This is a genomic window from Nocardia sp. NPDC023733 (genome assembly GCF_040639775.1).
Classification (GTDB): domain Bacteria; phylum Actinomycetota; class Actinomycetes; order Mycobacteriales; family Mycobacteriaceae; genus Nocardia; species Nocardia rosealba.
The window spans coordinates 110,964-130,342 of record NZ_JBFAAN010000003.1; the positions used below are offsets into that span (position 1 = coordinate 110,964).

Consider the following 19,379-nt stretch of genomic DNA (forward strand, 5'->3'; position numbering starts at 1 on the left):
GGCGCGCTTGGTCAGCGGCGGCGGGGCGAGCGGTCGGCGCGGACGCGGACCAGGGAACGGGGTGCGTTGGCGGCGGCGTAGCCGGATACCACCATCGCCAGGATCGTGGCGAAGCCGGCCAGTGCGATCACGTAGCTCATCTGAGACCTTCCGGTTGGTGACATCGCCCAGCTTGCCCGCCCAACCTGACAACAACCTGTGCGCCCTGTGATGAAACCGCATGTGACCCGGTCACACACCCCGTTCGTCCCGCCTACTTCACGGTGATCTTCACCGTATGACCTCCCACCTTCGCGGGCAGCTTCGTCGTGTCGACCACCAGCACCTCACCGGTGTCCTGTAATCCGTTGGCCAGCGTCTTGGGCTTCAAGCCGAACGGCGGTTGCTCGCCGGTGCTCGCGGCGAGACCGAAGTCGCTGTCATTGGCGATGTAGACGGTCTTGCCGCCGTCGAGCGAGGCGATGCCCTCGATCTTGTCGTGGCCGAAGAACCTGCCCTTGTCGTCGAGTGCGGTGACCAGGGCCGCCAGGTCGAGGTTGCTCTTCTTCTCCACCGGTGTGATGCCCGATTTCTTCAGTGCGGCAATCGCATCGGTGGTCGGGACGGTGCCGATCAGGGTTTCGATCGGCTTGCCGTCGACCAGCAGGCCGCCCTGCTCGGCGTCGTACCGAGCACCCGCGAGGGTGGAGTGGGGACCGACGTCGGTGGCGCCGGCGATATCGATCGTCCAGATCTTCTTGTTCGCCTCGGGCGCCAGGTTCCCGTCACGTTCGGCGACCAGGAAGGTCGTCGCGCTCAGCGCCGTGATCTCGGAAACGGCGACCTTGTTCTGCTTCGGGTTCTCCAGCGGGTACAGGAATTCCTTCTGCGCCTTGGTTTTCAGATCGACGGTGACGATCCGCGCGAACGGAACTTCCTTGGCCGAGCCGTCGAGGCCGGGCGTCTTCAGCGCGCTCTGCACCATGCCGACCAGCGTGCTGCCGTCCGGGGTGACGGTGAGCCCTTCCATGCCCTGGTTGGGGCTGCGCAGCGCGATCTCCTTCGGCAGCCCGCTGCCGGGTGCGAGCCGTTCGATCTCGGTGCCGTCGGCGGCGAAGTGCACCAGGAACGGTCCGTACTCGTCCGATACCCAGAACGTGCCGTCGGCAAGGGCGACAAGTCCTTCCGGGTCGAGGCCGTGGTCGGTGGCCTGCAGCACCGTGCCTGCCAGATCCTTGATCGTCTCGCCGGTACTTGCCGCCGAGTCGACCTGTCCGTTGAACGGGACGCCCGCCCGGTTGCGCAGCTCGATGCTCGACTGCAGCACGGCCTTGCTGCCGACCAGCTTGAACTTGCCGATCTTCGGAACGAACGTCGGTGTGGGCGAGAGCTTCTCGTTCTTTCCCGGACCGTCGACATTGGGGCCACGGTCGGTGAGGCCGTAGAACTCGTCGGTGGTGCCCGGCACCGGGGTCCACGCCGACCCGAAACCGCTGCCCTGCACCGTGGTGCCGCCGAATTCGCCGAGCACCGGGATGTCGGTGGTGTACAGCCGGACCGCGTCGCTGGTGGTCACGGTGAACTGGTCGAGCCCGGTGTAACCGGCGCTCGGTGTGTACATGTAGGACCCGTCGGTCTTGCGGGTGATGTTGCCGTGCTCGGGCTCCATGCTCACGCCGAGCACCGCATCCCCACCCACGCTCGCCACGAGTTCGTCCAGCGAGATCACCAACGACTGGTCCTTCGTGGCGGTGAAGTCGGGATCGGAGCCGGGTGTCGAGCAGGCCGCAGTGACGGCCGCGGCACACAGCGCGGCCGTGAGCGGGAAGAGACGAAGTGCTGGTCGTGCGTTCATCCGCCTTGCGTACCGCGCGCAACCGACCAGCAGACGACCGGGAAATGAATTGTCCTCCCGCAGTCGGTGCCCCATTCTGGCCACTATGACAACAACCCGGTTCAACATTTCCTCCGCGTCCGACTTCGAAGATGTCGTCGGGTATTCGCGTGCCGTGCGGGTGGGCGACCATGTGCTGGTCAGCGGCACCACGGCGGCGCTGCCCGGTGGGGGCGCCGTCGGTGGCGACGATATCGGCGCCCAGACCCGCGAGATCCTCGCGCGGATCGCCACCGCACTCGACCAGGCGGGCGCGAGTGTGCGCGATGTGGTGCGGACCAGGATGTTCGTCACTGATATCTCCCGTTGGCCGGAGGTCGCGGCCGCGCACGCCGAGGTATTCGGCGATATCCGGCCCGCGGCGTCGATGTACGAGGTCACCGCGTTGATCGCGCCGGGGCTGCTGGTGGAGATCGAAGCCGATGCGATCGTCGCCGGCTGATCGTCGCATCACGGGCACTTCGCACCCTGGGCGTCGACGGCGAAAAGTGCACAGTTATCCACAGGTTTCGAGTTATCCACAGGCGGGGTCGAGGGCGTCGTGAACGCCGGTGCCGCGCACGCCGAACTACTACCCTCGATCTCGTGACCAGCGAAATGGCAACGCCCACCGACCTGTTGGCTCAGGTCTCCGCCTCCACCGCGCGTCTCGAGGCCTCGATCGGCGCGCTCGGCGAATCGGCTCTGGCCGAGCCGTCCCAGCTGCCCGGCTGGACCCGCGGCCATGTCGTCGCCCACTTGTCCCGCAATGCGGACAGCTTGCTGAACCTGCTGCTGTGGGCGCACACCGGCATCGAGATCCCGCAGTATCCGAGCGTGGCGGTGCGCGACGCCGACATCGAAACCGGTGCGGGCCGCGCACCCGACGTGCAGCGGGCCGACTTCGCCGCGTCGGCCCATCGCTGGCAGGCCTTGGCCACCACCATGTCCGCCGCCGACTGGGCGGCCGAGGTCCGCAACCGCCAGGGCGGCACCCTCACCGCCGACATCGTCCCGTGGATGCGTCTGCGCGAAACCGAGATCCACCACGTCGACCTCGGCGTCGGCTACTCCCCCGCCGACTGGCCGAAGGAATTCGTCGCCCGCCTGCTCCCCGAAACCGTCGCCGACCTGTCCGCGAAGGTCCACCCCGAAGCCACCCCGACCTTCGACATCCAAGCCACCGACACCGACTTCATCGCCACCATCGGCCCCGACCGCCCCCACCACACCGTCCTCGGCCCCGCCACCTCCCTCCTGGCCTGGCTCCTCGGCCGAACCCCCGGCACCGACCTCACCGGCCCCCTGCCCCCACTCCCCGCCTGGAAGTAATCACACAAAAAAAATCCGCCTCCTACCGGGAGTACCGATAGGAGGCGGATTGTTGTGCGCCCGAAGGGATTCGAACCCCTAACCTCTTGATCCGTAGTCAAGTGCTCTATCCGTTGAGCTACGGGCGCATGGTCTTCAGTTGTACCGGCGAACCGGTGTGGCGGAGGCGAGAGGATTTGAACCTCCGGTCCCCGTGAAGGGACAACTCATTAGCAGTGAGTCCCATTCGGCCGCTCTGGCACGCCTCCTGGAGCCTTCTCTTTCGAGGGCACCGGTCCTTGTCGAACCGCCGGGAATGAAGATTACACGAGCAGTCGTAGGAGTCCAAAACGCCTGGTCAACTAGCGTAAATTGCTGTCGAACCAGTCGAAGATGCGGGTCTGGGAATCGATGCGGATGGCGGTGGCCGCGTCGTCGTCGGGGTCGGGGCGGTCGGCGCGGTGGCGCAGGCCGGGATAGGTGATGGTGAGACTGGCCACATTCGCGCGAGCGGTGGCGTCGCGGAGCTGGTCGACGGCCTCGGGTGGGGTGGCGGGATCGTCGGCGCCGAACAGGCCGAGCCAAGGGGCTTGCAGGCTGGGGGCAACCTCCACCAGCGAGGTGCGCTGGTCGGGGAGCGGGTCGACGATGCCGGCGGCGGCCACGCTCACGGCCGCGCCGATGGGTCGGTTGGTGGCCACGAGGAAGGCGGCCGTGCCCGCGGAGTCGAAACCGAGTACGCCGATGGTGTCGGGGAAGACCCCGCGGCGGGTGAGCCAGTCGAAGCCCGCGTCGAAGTCGACGAACAGCTCGTCGCCGAACACCTCGTGGATGTTGTCGTCCGGGAGACGGTCGAACAGGTGCGGGGCGACGACGAACCAGCCTTCCAGCGCCAGCGAGCGCATGAGCTCGACGAGCTGGGGCGGGAACTCCCGCGATTCGTGCAGGACGACGATGCCGCCGCGCGCCGTTCGTTCCGGCTCGACGACCGTGATCGGCACGGAGGTGCGCGCGCTGGTTTCGGCGCCACCCGGCTCACCGGCGGACTCGACCGGCCGCAGTGGGGCGACATCGTTGTAAGTGCCCGGCATATTCCCAGCGTAGGCGGCAGAACTGGTCTTGGGTAGGGTGGAGCGGTGACAGCGCGTATCCGGCCCGACCTGGCCACCATTCCCGCCTACGTTCCCGGCCGCACCCACCCGGACGCGGTGAAGCTGGCCTCGAACGAGACGACGTTCGGCCCGCTACCGAGCGCGGCGAAGGCGATCGCGGCGGCGGCCGAGCAGGCCAACCGTTACCCCGACAACCAGGTCACCGAGTTGCGGACGGCGCTGGCCGAATTCCTCGGTGTGAGCGTTGCCGACGTGGCAGTGGGCTGCGGCAGCGTGGCGCTGTGTCAGGAACTCGTGCAGATCACCTGCGATGCCACCACCGACGAGGTGGTGTTCGCGTGGCGCTCGTTCGAGGCGTATCCGATCGTCACCCAGGTGGGTAATGCCACCGCGGTGCCGGTACCGCTGACCGCCGATCATCGCCACGACCTGGACGCGATGGCCGACGCGATCACGGAACGAACCAAGCTGATCTTCGTCTGCAACCCGAACAACCCGACGGGCACGGCGCACCCACGCGCCGAGCTGGAGCGTTTCCTCGATCGGGTGCCCCCACACGTGCTGGTGGTGCTCGACGAGGCGTATTTCGAGTATCTGCGGCTGCCGGAGACCGACGGTATCGAGATCGGCCGCACCCGACCCAATGTCGTTGTGCTCCGGACGTTCTCGAAGGCGTACGGCCTGGCCGGGTTGCGCGTGGGTTACGCCGTGGGCGATCCGGAGGTGATCGCCGCGCTGCTGAAGGTGCACATCCCGTTCAGCGTGAACCGGGTGGCGCAGGCGGCCGCGATCGCGTCGTTGGAGGCGCACGGTGAGCTGCTCGACCGCACCGACGTGCTCATCACCCAGCGTGCGCAGGTGCGCGAGGCGCTGCTGGCCGCCGGGTACGAGGTGCCGCCGAGCGAGGCGAATTTCGTCTGGCTGCCGCTCGGTGCGCGCAGCCTGGAATTCGCCGAGGCGAGCGCTGCTGCGGGTGTGCTGGTTCGCCCCTTCGCCGGTGACGGCGTGCGTGTGACCATCGGTGACCCGCACGAGAACGAGCGTTTCCTCGCCTTCGCCACCGCACCGGAGAATGCGGCGCGGTTCAGCTGAACCCTGCGCCACTTGCTGTTTCGGGCCCAAAGATGGACGGCTGACCGATTACGTCGCGTCCTTCGCGGGCCCGATTCCATATCCCCGCCCTCACCTCGGGTTGTTTGGCCCCCTGGGCCCCGGGTATTTGCCGCCACGTAGCTGATCTGGTCAACCCGATCACTGCGTCCCGACTGGTCACCCACAACCCACGCGGACCGTCACCCGGATCCGGGATCGACGGCCTCCGCTCCCGGTAGGAGGGATGAAAAATGAGCAAGGCAACATTGGATTCGCTGATCGGCGCCACCGCCTATGACGAGCGGGGCGAGAAGATCGGCAAGGTCAAGCAGATCTACATCGACAACAACACGGGCTCCCCGACCTGGGCCGCGGTCTCGACCGGCCTGTTCAGCGCCGACTCGCTGGTGCCGCTGGCGGGCGCCGAACACAAGGCCGACGAGGACACGTTGCGTCTGCACGTCGACAAGGAGCAGGTGAAGTCCGCCCCGCATCTCGACGACGGCGGCCGCATCAGCGCCCAGTCCGAGCAGGAACTGTTCCGTCACTACCACGTGGACCCGCGCTCGGCCGGCTGGAACACCTACGGGCGTCAGCAGATTCGCCCCGGAACCGACGAGCCGATGACCCACGGCAATCCGGCGGCCATGAATCGTGGCACCACCGACGATTCGATGATCCGTTCGGAGGAGCAGCTGCGCGTCGACACCGAAAGCGAGGAGGTCGGCACCGCACGGCTGCGCAAGTACGTGGTGACCGAGGAGCAGACCATCAAGGTCCCGACCACCCACGAAGAGGCGCATATCGTCCGTGAGCCCATCACCGGCGAGCGCACCGGTCGCACCGATATCGGTGACGACGAGCGCGAGGTGACGCTGCACGCCGACCAGGTGCACGTCCAGAAGGAAGCGGTCCCGGTGGAACGCGTCCGTCTCGAGGTGGACGAGGTCGCCGACGAACAGACCGTCTCCGACACCGTCCGCAAGGAGCGTGTGGAAACCGAAGGCTTCGACGACGATCGCCGTCGGAACAAGCCGTGACGTAAATGCTGGCCTGAGCCCCGGTGTCGCACCGGGGCTCAGGCGCGTCCGGCGTCAGATCGCCAGGGCGATCCAGGCCACGATCAGGAGCACACAGAACGCCAACGCCACGTAACTGAGTGCCACTCCGGGCGTGGCCTGACGTTCCGCGCCCAGCGCACCCTTCAGATAGATCTGGGCGGGCGCGGAGTAGTGCACCTCGGTGGTATGACCGGGGAAGACCTGCACGGAGGCGTGGTTACTGCGAGAACGGCCCCCTCGAAACAACCCGGTACCGGGCGAAAAGCCCAGCAGTGGCGGAGACGGAGGGATTTGAACCCCCGATGGTGTTACCCATGCTCGCTTTCAAGGCGAGTGCATTCGGCCGCTCTGCCACGTCTCCCTGAGCAGAAATACTAGCGGACCCGACCGCGACAACAGATCTCGCACGAACATGGGTAACTCCCCGGGCACGGGCCGACCCGCGCCCACACGACCCGCAAGACGCCAACACACAGCACCACGCACTTAGTCTGGCCAAAAGACGCGGAGAGGCGGAACAGCATGCGTGCTATCGAGCTGGACGGGTTCGGTGGGCCCGAGGTGATGGAGTGGACCGTGACGGTCGACCCAGAACCCGGCCCGGGCGAGGTGTTGGTCGAAGTTGTTGCCGCAGGGGTGAACCGGGCCGATGTGATGCAGCGGCGCGGCTTCTATCCTCCGCCGCCGGACGCCAGTTCCGTGCCCGGTCTCGAGTGCTCCGGAACCATCGTCGAGCTCGGCCCGGGGGTCACGGATTGGCAGGTCGGTGATCGGGTGTGCGCGCTGCTCGCGGGCGGCGGGTACGCCGAGCTGGCGGCTGTGCCGACCACCCAGCTGTTGCCGGTGCCCGAGGAGATGGACCTGGCTGCCGCCGCGGGCTTGCCCGAGGTGGCGGCGACGGTGTGGTCGAACCTGGTGATGACCGCGGGGATGCGCTCGGGGCAGCTGGTGCTGATCCACGGGGGTGGGGGTGGGATCGGTACGCACGCCATCCAGGTGGCGCGCAGGCGGGGCGCGCGCGTGGCGGTGACGGCCGGGTCGGACGAGAAGCTGGCCAAATGCGCGGGCCTCGGCGCCGAAATCCTCGTCAACTACCGCACCCAGGATTTCGTGACCGAGCTCGCCGACGCCGGTGGCGCCGACATCATTCTCGACAACATGGGCGCCGCCTACCTCGAACGCAATGTGGAGGCGCTCGCCCCGCACGGCCGGTTGGTGGTGATCGGGCTACAAGGGGGCAATACCGGGTCGCTGAATATCGGTGGGCTGCTGCGCAAATGGGGTTCGGTGCACGCCACGAACTTGCGCGCCCGACCACGGGCGGGCGAGGGCAGCAAGGCCGAGGTGATCGCCGCGGTGCGCACGCAGTTGTGGCCGGATGTGGCGGCGGGCGAGATCTTTCCGGTGATCTCGGCGGAACTGCCCATCACCGAAGCGGGCCGTGCCCACGAATTGCTCGACGCACCCGAAACTTTCGGCAAGGTCGTGCTTCGAGTACGCGACTGAGAACTAGAGCGGAACAGCTACAGGCGCGGGCTACTCGAGGGAGCTGAGGGCCCGGCCGAGCTGGTCGATTTCGTAGCGCGTGGTGTACGGGGCCAGGCCGATGGTGACGGCCCCGCCCTCGTCGTTGACCCCGAGGGCGTCGAGTAACCGGCTGCCGCCGTGTACCCCGCTGACCGTGCCGATACGGGCGTCGGCCAGCTTGGCCGCCACCTTCTCGGCCTGCATGCCCGCCATCGTGAAGCTGACGGTGGGGATGCGGGTGGAGGCGCGCCCGATCACGGTCAGGCCCTCGACCTGCTCCAGCACCTGCATGAGGTGGTCGAAGAGCTGGTCGTGGTAGTCCTGCAGCGAGGTGATCGAGATTTCGAGGCGTTCGCGGCGGGTGCCGGTGGCGCGCTCGTCGAGTCCGGCGAGGAAGTCGATCGACTGGGTGAGCCCGGCGAGCAGCGCGTACTGGTGCCCGCCCACCTCGAGGCGTTCAGCCCCCTTGGCGTAGGGGTTGAGCGACATCGACGGGATGCGGTCGAGGAAGGCTGGGTCGCGGAACACCAGCGCGCCGACCTGCGGACCGCCCCACGACGGCGCGCTCAGGGCGACCACGTCGGCATTGAGTTCGTCGATGTCGATCAGCGCGTACGGTGCGGCGCCGAACGCGTCGGCGACAAGCAGACCGCCCACATCGTGGACCCGGTCGGCGGCCACCCGAACGGCGGGCGCGGAACCGACGATCGGCGACGCGGCGGTGAGTGCGACCAGGCGCGCGGTCGGCCCGATCAGCTCCTCGAACTGCCACGACGGCATCTCGCACGTCTCGATCTCCACCTCGGCCCAGCGCACGTGCGCGCCGTAGCGGTTGGCGATGCGCAGCCACGGCGCGACATTGGCCTCGTCGTCGAGACGGGAGAGCACGATGCCCGTGCCGAGACCCAGGCGCGAACTCAGGGACTCGGCAAGCCAGGCGAGCAGAACCGCACGATCGGGACCGAGCACGACGCCGGCCGGATCTCCGCCGACGAGGTCGGCGACCGCCTCCCGGGCGGCGTCGAGGATCGCGCCGCTGCGGGTCGCCGCACCGTGGCGGCCGATGTGGGAAAACGAGGAGGTACGGAAACCCGTTGAGACGGCACGCGATACCGAATCGGGAACCAGCATCCCCGCCTGCGGGTCCAGATGGATCCAGCCGTCGCCCAGGGACGGTATCAGGCCCCGAACCCTCGCGACGTCATAAGTCATGGTGGCCACTTTAAGGGCAGCGGGCGTCACGGTGTAACCGCGTGGGGGTTTTAGCGCGAAGCCGACACACGCGCAATGATGGGGCTATGACGCACTCGGAGGACACCCCTGAATCCATCGTCGTGATCGGTCCCGACGGTCGGCCGGTCACCGTGCCCGCCGACTCCGACGCCGCGGCCGAGTACACCGCGCAGGTGGTCGACGGGGACAAGAAGGCCGACGACGACCGCGACGAGTCGGCCGAGTCGCTGGCCGACATGGTCGAGCAGCCCGCCAAGGTGATGCGGATCGGGACCATGATCAAACAGCTGCTCGAGGAGGTGCGCGCCGCTCCTCTCGACGACGCGAGCCGCTCGCGCCTCAAGGACATCCACAAGTCCTCGGTCCGCGAACTCGAGCAGGGCCTCGCCCCCGAACTGCGCGAGGAACTCGAACGCCTCACCCTCCCCTTCACCGACGAGTCCGTGCCCTCGGATGCCGAACTGCGCATCGCCCAGGCCCAGCTCGTCGGCTGGCTCGAAGGCCTGTTCCACGGCATCCAGACCGCCCTGTTCGCCCAGCAGATGGCCGCCCGCGCCCAGCTCGAACAGATGCGCCAGGGCGCCCTCCCGCCCGGCATGCACGCGGCCGATGGGAAGGCAGGCCATGGCCATGTCGGCGGCGGGCAGTACCTGTAAGGTCGGGGATCGTGCCCGCTGCTGCCGCTCGTTCCGAATCGGTCTCCGACCAGGGTGACGCGCGTACCGAAGAGAGCCCCGTGCATACCGACGAGACACCGACCGAAGCCGAGGTGGCCGCTGCGGCCGCCGCCGAGCAGACCGACGACGCCCCGCTGCTGGTGAAGACGCCGATGGTGTCGGATTCGCAGACGTTCCGGCGCGCGTTCAAAGACATGCGCGACGGGTTCCATCAGCGTGAGCTGTGGTTGTCGCTGGGCTGGCAGGACATCAAGCAGCGCTATCGCCGGTCGGTGCTCGGTCCGTTCTGGATCACCATCGCGACCGGTCTGCAGGCGCTGGCGATGGGCCTGCTGTATTCGACGCTGCTGAATCAGCCGATCAGCGAGTACCTGCCGTATGTGACGGTCGGTTTGATCGTCTGGAACGTGATCCAAGCTTCGATCCTCGAGGGTTCGGATGTGTTCATCGCCAATGAGGGACTGATCAAACAGTTGCCCTCGGCGCTGAGCGTGCACGTGTATCGCCTGGTGTGGCGCCAGTTCCTGTTCTTCATCCACAACGCGGCGATCTACGCGGTGCTGCTGCTCGCGTTCTCCATCTGGCGCGATCTCGACTGGACGTTGTTGCTGGTTGTTCCGGCGATCCTCCTGCTGTTCCTCAATGCCATGTGGGTGTCGATCGTGTTCGGCATCTTCTCCACCCGCTACCGCGACATCGCCCCGATCCTCGGCTCGATGACGCTGATGCTGTTCGTGCTGACCCCGGTGATGTGGTCGACGAAGGCGCTGGAGAACTCGGTCGGCGGCATGAGCGACCGGGCCAAGCTGATCGAGATCATCCCCACCTTCCACTACCTCGAGATCGTGCGCGGCCCGCTGCTCGGCGAGCCGACCGACTGGCATTCCTGGGTCATCGTCGGCGCGATCACGGTGGTCGGCTGGGTGGTCGCGATCCTGGCGCTCAAGCAGTACCGTGCCCGCGTCCCGTACTGGGTTTAGGAGACTGTCGTGAGCCGTGTGAGTATCGAAACCCATGACGCCTGGGTCGAGTTCCCGATCTTCGACGCCAAGTCGCGGTCGCTGAAGAAAGCCTTTCTCGGTAAGGCGGGCGGCGCGATCGGACGCAACAGTTCCGACGTGGTGGTGGTCGAGGCGTTGCGCGAGATCAACCTCTCGCTCAAGGAAGGCGACCGGATCGGGCTCGTCGGGCACAACGGCGCGGGCAAGTCGACGCTGCTTCGCCTGCTCTCGGGCATCTACGAACCCTCGCGCGGCAGTGCGCGCATCCGCGGCCGGGTGGCACCCGTGTTCGACCTGGGTGTTGGCATGGATCCGGAGATCTCCGGCTACGAGAACATCATCATCCGCGGCCTGTTCCTCGGGCAGACCCGCAAGCAGATGCTGGCCAAAATCGACGAGATCGCCGACTTCACCGAGCTCGGCGAGTACCTGTCGATGCCGTTGCGCACCTACTCCACGGGTATGCGCGTGCGCCTGGCGATGGGTGTGGTCACCTCCATCGACCCCGAGATCCTGCTGCTCGACGAGGGCATCGGCGCCGTCGACGCCGAGTTCATGAAGAAGGCGCGTACCCGGCTCCAGTCACTGGTCGCGCGGTCGGGCATCCTCGTTTTCGCCAGCCACTCCAACGAATTCCTCGCCCAGCTGTGCGATACCGCGATGTGGATCGACCACGGTCGCATCCGCGAACAGGGCGGCATCGAAGACGTTGTGCGAGCGTATGAAGGGCCCGAGGCGGGTAACCACGTGGCACAGGTGCTTCGCGAGCTGGAAGCCGAATCCGGCGACAAAGAATTGGAGCAGAACAAGGCATGAGCGGTCAGAGTGAGGACGCTGTCCCGGCCGCCGTGCCCGGTGGGTTCAGCATGGCTGATCGGCTCGAGGCGGGGGTTGCCCCCGTGGAGCCCGCCGCCGTGCTGCCCGTGACCGAGGAGCCCGAGCTGCCCGCAGGCGCCGAACCGGCCGACCTGAGCACCGAGACCGGACCGAACGCGCGGATCATCGCGGTCGTCGTCACCCACAAGCGCCGCGAGCTGCTCGCCGAATCGCTGAAAGTGCTTGCCTCGCAGTCACGTCCGATCGACCATTTGATCGTCGTCGACAATGCCAACGAGGACGAGGTGGCCGAGCTGGTCGCCCAACAGCCCATCGAGGCCACCTACCTCGGCTCACGCCACAACCTCGGCGGCGCGGGCGGTTTCGCGCTCGGCATGCTGCACGCGCTCACCCAGGGCGCGGACTGGGTGTGGCTGGCCGACGACGACGGCCGACCCGACGGCCCGGAAGTCCTCGCCACGCTGATCGATTGCGCGCGCAGGCACAATCTGGTCGAGGTGTCGCCGGTGGTGTGCGATATCGACGAACCCGACCGGCTCGCCTTCCCGCTGCGCCGCGGGGTGGTGTGGCGGCGCACGCGGTCGGAGCTCGGCGACGACGACCTCCTGCCCGGCATCGCGTCGCTGTTCAACGGCGCGCTGATCTCGGCGAAGGCCGTCGACCTGATCGGTGTGCCCGACCTGCGCCTGTTCGTGCGTGGCGACGAGGTGGAGGTGCATCGGCGCCTGGTCCGGTCGGGCCTGCCGTTCGGCACCTGCCTGCAGACCGCCTACCTGCACCCCAACGGTGCCGAGGAGTTCAAGCCGATCCTCGGCGGGCGCATGCACACCCAGTACCCCGACGATCCGGTGAAGCGCTACTTCACCTACCGCAATCGCGGGTACCTGATGTCACAGCCCGGTATGCGGAAGTTGTTGCCGCAGGAGTGGATCAGGTTCTCCTGGTTCTTCCTGGTGACCCGTCGCGATCCGGCTGGGCTCAAGGAGTGGTTCCGGTTGCGCTCGCTAGGCCGCAACGAGCACTTCGGCAAGCCGGACCAGGGCCCGCGGAAATAATCCTCGGTACCCACGCTCGGCAACGGCACCTACCCGTTCCAGGTGATCGCCCCACCGGTCCCGGCCGGTTCCAGCTCACCGTGCGTACCGACCGGCCGAGCCTGCCCGCCTCGACCGAGGTCGTCGTTCCCTGACCTGCGTCGATACCGCCGGGAAGCTGATCGGGCGCTTGCCGGCATAAATCGGTTGTGCGGTGTCGCGGGTATGCGGCACAGTAGGAGCAACGTTGGAGAGGAGGTGGATGTCCGTGAGTACAGACGTGTGGATTGCCGTGCCCCGGGTGCGCGATGGCGCCCCGACAGCTCCGGACATCACCTCTACTCGCTGAGCCCCGACGTCGGGCTCGGCGCCCGACGAAGGACTTCTACCGATGGTCGACTACGACCTGCTCGTCCCTTACGGCTGGACCGAAGCCGTAGCTTCCGAATATCTCCCGCTGCTCGGCGATCTCGTGCCCGCACGCATCGTCCGGATGGATCGCAGCGAATGCGATGTGGTCGCCCCGAGCGGCCCGTCTCGTGCCGCCTGTCCGCGTGACATCACCGGCTTGTGTACCGGCGACTGGGTCGGTCTCGACGCGGAAGGCACTGTGCGCGTGCTGCTTCCGCGCCGCTCGGCAATCATGCGATCGTCGGTGTCCGGGCGCTCGGTCGCCCAGGTGCTCGCCACCAATGTCGACACCGTGCTGATCTGCAGCGCCGCCGACGGTGACGTCGATCTGGGACGGATCGAGCGCATGCTCGCCCTCGCCTGGGAGAGCAATGCCCAACCCGTGGTTGTGCTCACCAAAGCCGATGCGGCGGAACATCTTCCGCTCGACGAGGTGCGTGCGGTCGCGCCGGGGGCGACGGTGCTCGCGGTGAGCGCCGCCGCCGAGACAGGGCTGGATGTGCTCACGGCCGTGCTGCACGGCACCGTCGCCTTGATCGGGCCGTCGGGCGCGGGCAAGTCGACCCTGGCCAACGCCCTGCTCGGCGCGGAAGTGTTCGCCACCAACGCCGTTCGCGCGGTCGACGGCAAGGGCCGCCACACCACCGTCCACCGGGAACTGCGACCGCTCCCCGGCGGCGGCACCCTCATCGACACACCGGGTCTACGCGGCATCGGCCTCTACGACGCCGCCGACGGTATCGGCAAGACCTTCAGCGACATCGAATCCCTCGCCGCTGATTGCCGTTTCGCCGACTGCGCGCACGAGACCGAGCCGGGCTGCGCGGTCCAGGCGGGCATCGCCGACGGCACCATCACCGAGCGTCGCCTCACCAGCTACCGCAAGCTGGCGAAGGAGAACGAGTGGATGGCCGCGCGCACCGACAAGCGCCTGGCCGCCGAACGCGAACGCGCCTGGCGCTCCATCGCCAAGCAACACCGCAAGCAGTACCGCGAACGCGGCTACCGCTGACCTGCTGAGCCGAGCACCACGCCTGGTGGCGGACGTCCCGCCACCAGAGCGTGGTGATCTCGGTCAGCTGGGGTCGATGCCGTAGAGGCGGGCCCAGTTCTCGCGGCTGGTGAGTTCGGGGACCGCCGCGCGGTATTCGGCCTGGAGCCTGGGCAGTTCGCGACGGAGTTTGCGCAGGGTGCGGTAGGTGCGGATGAGCAGGGCACGGGCGCGGGCCTTGTCACGGCGACGCACGCGGACGCCGGACTGGGAGGCGTCGGTGACGACCACATGGTCGAACAGGCCCACATGCCACCAGTGCGCGTCCTCGCGGGTGACACCGATCAGGCCGTGCTGGGTGCGCCCGGTCCACTGCATGATCGCGCGCTTGATGAGCACGAGGGTGATGCGGCTGGGCTCACCGCTTGCCCGGCGCACCTGGATTTCGGCGGAGTTCACCGGCGGGGTCGCGGCGGGGTGCTTGATGGTCTCCGGGTAGTCGTTGCGGGAGGTGCGGGCCGTGGACAACGCCTCGATTCCGCCGTCGCGCAATACCTTCGGACCCTTCATGAAGTCCTCGATGCCCTGCAGGGTGGTGTGCACCAGGCCGTACTGCATGCCGACGAGATGTTCGGCGATGTAGCGGAAGAAGTCCTTGGTGATGGCCTTGCCGTCGAGATCGGTGTGCAGGGCGCCGACGATGAGCGAGTTGCGCGTGGAGAAGTAGCGCGCCCAGTCGTCGTAGTCCTTCCAGTAGAAGTCGGCGTGCCAGACGGCGGCATTGGGCAGGGTGACGGTGACGAAACCGTTCTCGCGGGCCCGGATGCCGTATTCGACATCGTCCCACTGGAAGAAGATCGGGACCGGAAGGCCGATCTTCTTCACGACCTCGGCCGGGATCAGGCAGGTCCACCAGGCGTTGTAGCCGGCATCGACGCGGCGCTCCTGGTTCTTCTTGAGCATTGAGGTGTTGCGCAGCGCCTTGGGCACCTTCTGCCCGTGCTTGAGCTCGCCCAGGCGCACGTCCTCGGCGCCGACATTGAGGTAGTCGGGGTTGAGCAGGAACAGCATCTGCGCGCCCACCAGGGTCGGCTCCACCGTCAGGTTCGCGAAGGCCTGCAGGCGCAGGACGGTCTCGGGCTCGCAGAGGATGTCGTCGTCCATCAGGATGACGTCGGCGTGCTCGTTGGCCGCCGACACCTCGTACAGGCCACGGGTGAAGCCGCCCGCGCCACCGAGATTCGGCTGGCGGATGTAGCGCAGCTTGTCGCCGAAATCGGGGCGGACCTGCTGGAACAGCGGCCGGTTCTCGACCAGGTCGGTGCCCTGGTCCACGACGTAGACAGCGTCGATGGCGGCGAGCACCGTGGGGTCCGAGGCCAGCGCGGCGACGGTGTGGGCGCAGTCCTCGGCCCGGTTGAAGGTGCAGATCGCGATGGCGACGGGGCGAACCGCCTCGGGCGCCTTGGCGGTCCAGGTGAGCTCGGTGATGTCGAGTTCGCCGCCGATCGCGTCGAACTCGAGCCACAGCGCGCCGCCGTCGACGTATTGGTCGAGCGGCGCGGACAGGCTCACGAACCCGCTGCTGGTCGCCACCAGCGAGGCGACGATGCGGCGGTGCCCGGCGATATCGGAGGCGACCAGCCGCACATTGGCCTTGTGCCCCACCCGCAGGTTCGCGGTGGCGGTCACCTCGGTGACGGTGGTCCAGCGCTGCCAGTAGCTGGCGGCGAAGCGGCCGAAGTAGGTATTCGTGTGCGCGGTCGCGCCCTTGGGCAGGTGCAGCGACAGGCGCTCGCGGATGGCAGCACCGCCCTTGACGACGGCGTAGAGCTCGTCGCTCACCCGGGCCGACGGGCCGGTGAAAATGCCCCTGGCCAGGACCAAGCGTTCGGGTGCCGAGTGTTCACCACGCAGTGACGCGGGTGCGGCCTCGTGCCGTTCGTTCGATTCGGTCACGACTCGAGTAGCCGACTGCTCCATGAAGTCCTCGAAATTCTCGGTATCGACTGCGCCGACGCAAGCAGTCACGTAAGGAAAGGGCGGCGCGGCGGGCGGGGTGAGGATATCAATCACCGCCGGGCCGGGCGCCGTCAGTGAGGGGTAACAGCACCCCGCGCGTGTTGCTCACCGGTTGCCTCGGCGCCGGTGAAGACGAATTTGTCGTAGGCCCAATAACGGAATATGACAGCAAGCGTCTGGCCGATGACGGTCGCGGAAATGTTGTCCGACAGCGGCGACGACAGATCGAGCACATAGCGGGAAAAGCCGAGGCAGCCCAGTTGCAGGCCGATCGCCACGACATTCACCAGCGCGTACAACAGGTATTCGCGGCCCGCGCTGCCGGACTTCTTGTGCGCGAAGGTCCACCACTTGTTGCCGAAGTAGGTGACCACCGTCGCCACCACGATCGCGACGACTTTCGCGGTGAGCGGGGAGTGATAGAGCACACCTTCGGACAGCGACAACCCGCCGCCCCAGAACACCAGCAGGTTGTACGTACCGGCGTCGACGAGGAAACCGACCGCGCCGACGACGAGGAACGCCGCCCCCTGCCGCAACGCCGTCGTCACCTTCGTCAGCAGCGAAGCGGGGGCGGGCTCGGATAGATCAGGGTGGGACACGGGCCGACGGTACACCGAAGACCCGCGTGTCCCCGAGTTACGCTCGGCGAACCGGATGAGCGCCGAAGACCTGTGCTGTGTACCCTCCCGGTGACCCTTTTAATGCCTACATCTGAGGATTGACCCGGGTGGACTCCACCGAGCTTCGCATTGCCGCCGTGGTCCCCTGCCACAACGAAGAGGCCGCGGTCGCCAAGGTCGTCGCCGACCTGAAGGCCGCTGTGCCGGGGATCGTCGTCTACGTCTACGACAACCTGAGCACCGACCGCACCGCCGAATGCGCCCGCGAGGCCGGGGCGATCGTGCGCTACGAGAACACCAAGGGCAAGGGCAATGTGGTTCGCCGCGCCTTCGCCGATATCGAGGCCGACGTCTACCTGATGATCGACGGCGACGACACCTACGAGGCGTCGGCCGCACCGCTGATGATCAAGACCCTGCTCGAGGGCCCCTACGATCACGTGCTCGGTGTGCGCAAGCAGGACGAGGACACCAACGCCTACCGGTCCGGGCACGAGACCGGCAACAAGGTGCTCAACGGCGTGGTCGGCAAGGTGTTCGGCGACAACGTCGAAGACATGCTGAGCGGCTTCCGGGTGTTCTCGCGCCGCTTCGTCAAGAGCTTCCCCGCCGTCTCCCGTGAGTTCGAGATCGAGACGGAACTGACCGTGCATTCGCTGCACCTGCGGGTTCCGCAGACCGCGGTGCAGGTGGGTTTCCGTGACCGCCCCGCGGGCAGCGAATCCAAGCTGCGCACCTACCGCGACGGCACCAAGATCCTCGCGCTGATCCTCGGCCTGGCCAGGCACGAACGCCCGGTCGCCTTCTACGGCCTGTTCGGCACGCTGGCCCTGCTGTTCTCGGTGATCCTCACGGTGCCGATCGTGATCGAGTTCTACAACACCCACGAGGTGGCGCGGTTCCCGACGCTGTTCTTCGCGTTCACGCTGATGCTGCTCGGCTGCCTGGCCTGGACCGCGGGGCTGATTCTGGACGGCATCCGCCGGTCGCGTCACGAAGCGGCGCGGCTGGTGTACCTGCGGTATTCGGCCGTCGGCGAGCGTGCGGACATCGCGGCCGGAGACCGTCGGTGACCAGCACCGTCGAACCGGAAACCGTCGCCGCCGAACAGGTACCCGCGACCGAACGCAAAGATCGCCTGCCCGCCCCCGTCCGCTCGCTGACCGGTCGGTTCGGTGCCGCGACGGTGGCGTTCGCCGTGCTCGCGACGGTGTTCGGCGCGCTGTTCGCCGTGCTCACCCCCGCGTTCTGGGGCCACGACGAGATCACCCAGTTCGGCCGTGCCTACCAGGTGGCGCACGGCGGGGTGTTCCCGCAGCGCATCCACGACGATCGCGGCGTCGCCTACGGCGGACAGATCCCGGTGAGCATCGACGAGCTCATGGGCTACGCCTTCCGCGACTACAACGACAACCCCGAGGAACCCGGGGCGATGGTCGCCGACCCCGGCGCCTACGACCGCCTCGCCGGTGCCGACATCTCCTCGGCGACCCGGCCGATGTGGTTCACCAACACCGCCGCCTACTCCCCCGTGCCGTATGTGCCTGCCGCCGTCGGCATCCGGACAGGCGAGGCGCTCGGCCTGAACATCGGCGGGATGTACCTGCTCACCCGGCTGGCCGGGTTGGCGGCCTACCTCGCGGTGGTCGGGTTCGGGCTCTACGCCCTGCGGCAGCGGCGCACCCAGTGGCTGGTGTTCACCGTGGCCGTGCTGCCGATCGCGCTGTTCCAGGCGGGCACCGTCACCGCCGACACGCTCACCAACGCGCTGGCCATTCTCGTGTCGGCGCTGCTGGTGAAGGGGCTGTTCATCGGCGACCGGCTGAGCAAACCCGAGACCGCCGCCCTGCTGGCCGCGACGATCGCGCTGCCGCTGAGCAAACCCGCCTACGTGCTGCTGGCCATGCTGATCGTGGTCGTGCCCGCCGAACGCCTCGGTTTCACCGGCAAGCTGAAAGTGCTGCCGTGGGTGTTCGCGATCACCGGCGGCACGCTGTTCCTGGCCTGGACCAAGATCGCCGCGCCGACCGGCGACGGCATGAGCCTGATGCGCCCGCCGCACCAGTGGGGTCAGGTGCGGCCCGGCGATCAGCTGCGCGGGATCCTCGGCGATCCGCTGCACTTCGTACACACCTTCGGCGAGAGCATCGCGCTGCGCGATCACCGCTGGTTCAACCAGTTCTTCGGTGAACTCGGCTTCGCCTACGTCGACGCGCCCGCGCTGACGATGCTGGCCTGCCTGATCGCGTTCGCGGTGAGCTTCGGCATCGCCGATCTGCTGACCAGCACGCTGCGCCGCACCCTGATCGTCGCGGCGACGGTGCTCGCCAGCGTGGCGATGGTCTACGTGACGCTGTACATGTCGTTCACGCCGGTCGACTACTACATCATCGACGGCGTGCAGGGCAGGTACTTCGTGCCGCTGGCCATCCTCGGTATCGCGGTGGTGATCCGCTGGGTTCCGCTGCGGCTGCGCGATGCCGACGGTGTCGTCCCGACCCGCGGGCCGGGACTCGCCGTGGCCTGCGCGTCGCTGATCGCGCTGATCGCCGCTGCCGCAACGTATTACACCGTCGTCTGGGGCTGACCCCGCAG

General features: G+C 67.5%; 19 protein-coding genes and 3 tRNA genes. 12 read left to right on the forward strand and 10 right to left on the reverse strand.

All coding sequences use genetic code 11. From position 1 onward, the window contains the following. Positions 1 to 11: 11 nt before the first annotated feature. Together AB0F86_RS15970 and AB0F86_RS15975 are read right to left on the reverse strand one after the other, a co-directional pair. Positions 12 to 140, reverse strand: a complete 129-nt coding sequence (locus tag AB0F86_RS15970; protein ID WP_255495604.1) for a hypothetical protein — start codon at positions 138 to 140, stop codon at positions 12 to 14. Positions 141 to 253: 113 nt separating this feature from the next. Next, a complete protein-coding gene (locus AB0F86_RS15975; RefSeq protein ID WP_356984596.1) occupies positions 254 to 1,834 on the reverse strand; it encodes an esterase-like activity of phytase family protein in 1,581 nt (526 codons plus the stop codon). Between the two features lie 85 nt (positions 1,835 to 1,919). Between AB0F86_RS15975 and AB0F86_RS15980 the strand changes: the two genes are divergently transcribed. Further along, positions 1,920 to 2,315 (forward strand): RidA family protein, encoded by a 396-nt coding sequence (locus AB0F86_RS15980; RefSeq protein WP_067494731.1) that lies wholly within the window; start codon positions 1,920 to 1,922, stop codon positions 2,313 to 2,315. 143 nt (positions 2,316 to 2,458) lie between these two features. Further along, complete coding sequence (locus AB0F86_RS15985) at positions 2,459 to 3,184, forward strand: maleylpyruvate isomerase family mycothiol-dependent enzyme (RefSeq protein ID WP_356984598.1); 726 nt, start codon at positions 2,459 to 2,461, stop codon at positions 3,182 to 3,184. A 55-nt stretch (positions 3,185 to 3,239) separates the two neighbouring features. Here AB0F86_RS15985 and AB0F86_RS15990 read toward each other — a convergent pair. The 3 genes from AB0F86_RS15990 to AB0F86_RS16000 all read right to left on the reverse strand — a co-directional run bounded on the left by AB0F86_RS15990 (position 3,240) and on the right by AB0F86_RS16000 (position 4,254). After that, positions 3,240 to 3,312: transfer RNA gene (locus AB0F86_RS15990), tRNA-Arg, on the reverse strand. Between the two features lie 30 nt (positions 3,313 to 3,342). After that, a tRNA-Ser gene (locus AB0F86_RS15995) sits at positions 3,343 to 3,432 on the reverse strand. A 93-nt stretch (positions 3,433 to 3,525) separates the two neighbouring features. Then, positions 3,526 to 4,254, reverse strand: coding sequence for a dienelactone hydrolase family protein (locus tag AB0F86_RS16000; protein WP_181700738.1), 729 nt, complete (start codon positions 4,252 to 4,254; stop codon positions 3,526 to 3,528). A 45-nt stretch (positions 4,255 to 4,299) separates the two neighbouring features. Here AB0F86_RS16000 and hisC point away from each other — a divergent pair, with 45 nt between their 5' ends. Together hisC and AB0F86_RS16010 are read left to right on the forward strand one after the other, a co-directional pair. Further along, a complete protein-coding gene (gene hisC, locus AB0F86_RS16005) occupies positions 4,300 to 5,367 on the forward strand; it encodes a histidinol-phosphate transaminase (RefSeq protein WP_225281246.1) in 1,068 nt (355 codons plus the stop codon). Between the two features lie 251 nt (positions 5,368 to 5,618). Continuing rightward, the gene (locus AB0F86_RS16010; RefSeq protein WP_181700742.1) at positions 5,619 to 6,407 is read left to right on the forward strand and encodes a PRC and DUF2382 domain-containing protein; all 789 of its coding nucleotides are present in this window, start codon (positions 5,619 to 5,621) and stop codon (positions 6,405 to 6,407) included. Positions 6,408 to 6,461: 54 nt separating this feature from the next. Here the strand turns inward: AB0F86_RS16010 and AB0F86_RS16015 are convergent, their stop codons facing one another. After that, positions 6,462 to 6,635 carry a hypothetical protein gene (locus AB0F86_RS16015; RefSeq protein ID WP_225281247.1) on the reverse strand — a complete coding sequence of 58 codons (174 nt, stop codon included), beginning with the start codon at positions 6,633 to 6,635 and terminating at the stop codon, positions 6,462 to 6,464. A 66-nt stretch (positions 6,636 to 6,701) separates the two neighbouring features. Then, positions 6,702 to 6,789, reverse strand: a tRNA-Ser gene (locus tag AB0F86_RS16020). Between the two features lie 161 nt (positions 6,790 to 6,950). Between AB0F86_RS16020 and AB0F86_RS16025 the strand changes: the two genes are divergently transcribed. Next, complete coding sequence (locus tag AB0F86_RS16025; RefSeq protein WP_356984600.1) at positions 6,951 to 7,934, forward strand: NAD(P)H-quinone oxidoreductase; 984 nt, start codon at positions 6,951 to 6,953, stop codon at positions 7,932 to 7,934. Between the two features lie 30 nt (positions 7,935 to 7,964). On the opposite strand, the gene AB0F86_RS16030 is transcribed toward AB0F86_RS16025, so the two are convergent. Further along, positions 7,965 to 9,167: a cysteine desulfurase-like protein gene (locus AB0F86_RS16030; RefSeq protein ID WP_067494785.1), complete on the reverse strand. Its 1,203-nt coding sequence runs from the start codon at positions 9,165 to 9,167 to the stop codon at positions 7,965 to 7,967. Between the two features lie 86 nt (positions 9,168 to 9,253). On the opposite strand from AB0F86_RS16030, the gene AB0F86_RS16035 reads away from it, so the two are divergent. The 5 genes from AB0F86_RS16035 (at position 9,254) to rsgA (ending at position 14,160) form a co-directional block, all read left to right on the forward strand. Continuing rightward, a complete protein-coding gene (locus tag AB0F86_RS16035) occupies positions 9,254 to 9,844 on the forward strand; it encodes a bacterial proteasome activator family protein (RefSeq protein ID WP_067640291.1) in 591 nt (196 codons plus the stop codon). Positions 9,845 to 10,017: 173 nt separating this feature from the next. Next, positions 10,018 to 10,845, forward strand: a complete 828-nt coding sequence (locus tag AB0F86_RS16040; protein ID WP_356984786.1) for an ABC transporter permease — start codon at positions 10,018 to 10,020, stop codon at positions 10,843 to 10,845. 18 nt (positions 10,846 to 10,863) lie between these two features. Next, the gene (locus tag AB0F86_RS16045) at positions 10,864 to 11,682 is read left to right on the forward strand and encodes an ABC transporter ATP-binding protein (protein ID WP_225281465.1); all 819 of its coding nucleotides are present in this window, start codon (positions 10,864 to 10,866) and stop codon (positions 11,680 to 11,682) included. Then, positions 11,679 to 12,758 (forward strand): glycosyltransferase family 2 protein, encoded by a 1,080-nt coding sequence (locus AB0F86_RS16050; protein WP_356984602.1) that lies wholly within the window; start codon positions 11,679 to 11,681, stop codon positions 12,756 to 12,758. Before AB0F86_RS16045 ends, AB0F86_RS16050 begins: the two co-directional genes overlap by 4 nt. A 370-nt stretch (positions 12,759 to 13,128) precedes the next feature. Next, positions 13,129 to 14,160, forward strand: a complete 1,032-nt coding sequence (rsgA, locus tag AB0F86_RS16055; protein ID WP_356984604.1) for a ribosome small subunit-dependent GTPase A — start codon at positions 13,129 to 13,131, stop codon at positions 14,158 to 14,160. A gap of 63 nt (positions 14,161 to 14,223) precedes the next feature. Here the strand turns inward: rsgA and AB0F86_RS16060 are convergent, their stop codons facing one another. Both AB0F86_RS16060 and AB0F86_RS16065 read right to left on the reverse strand, forming a co-directional pair. Continuing rightward, positions 14,224 to 16,122: a glycosyltransferase gene (locus AB0F86_RS16060; RefSeq protein ID WP_356984606.1), complete on the reverse strand. Its 1,899-nt coding sequence runs from the start codon at positions 16,120 to 16,122 to the stop codon at positions 14,224 to 14,226. A 110-nt stretch (positions 16,123 to 16,232) separates the two neighbouring features. Beyond that, positions 16,233 to 16,763 (reverse strand): GtrA family protein, encoded by a 531-nt coding sequence (locus tag AB0F86_RS16065; RefSeq protein WP_067640283.1) that lies wholly within the window; start codon positions 16,761 to 16,763, stop codon positions 16,233 to 16,235. 128 nt (positions 16,764 to 16,891) lie between these two features. Between AB0F86_RS16065 and AB0F86_RS16070 the strand changes: the two genes are divergently transcribed. Then, positions 16,892 to 17,857 (forward strand): glycosyltransferase, encoded by a 966-nt coding sequence (locus AB0F86_RS16070; RefSeq protein ID WP_181700753.1) that lies wholly within the window; start codon positions 16,892 to 16,894, stop codon positions 17,855 to 17,857. Next, the gene (locus AB0F86_RS16075) at positions 17,854 to 19,371 is read left to right on the forward strand and encodes a DUF2142 domain-containing protein (RefSeq protein WP_356984608.1); all 1,518 of its coding nucleotides are present in this window, start codon (positions 17,854 to 17,856) and stop codon (positions 19,369 to 19,371) included. The genes AB0F86_RS16070 and AB0F86_RS16075 overlap by 4 nt, the downstream gene beginning before the upstream one ends. Positions 19,372 to 19,379 lie beyond the last annotated feature (8 nt).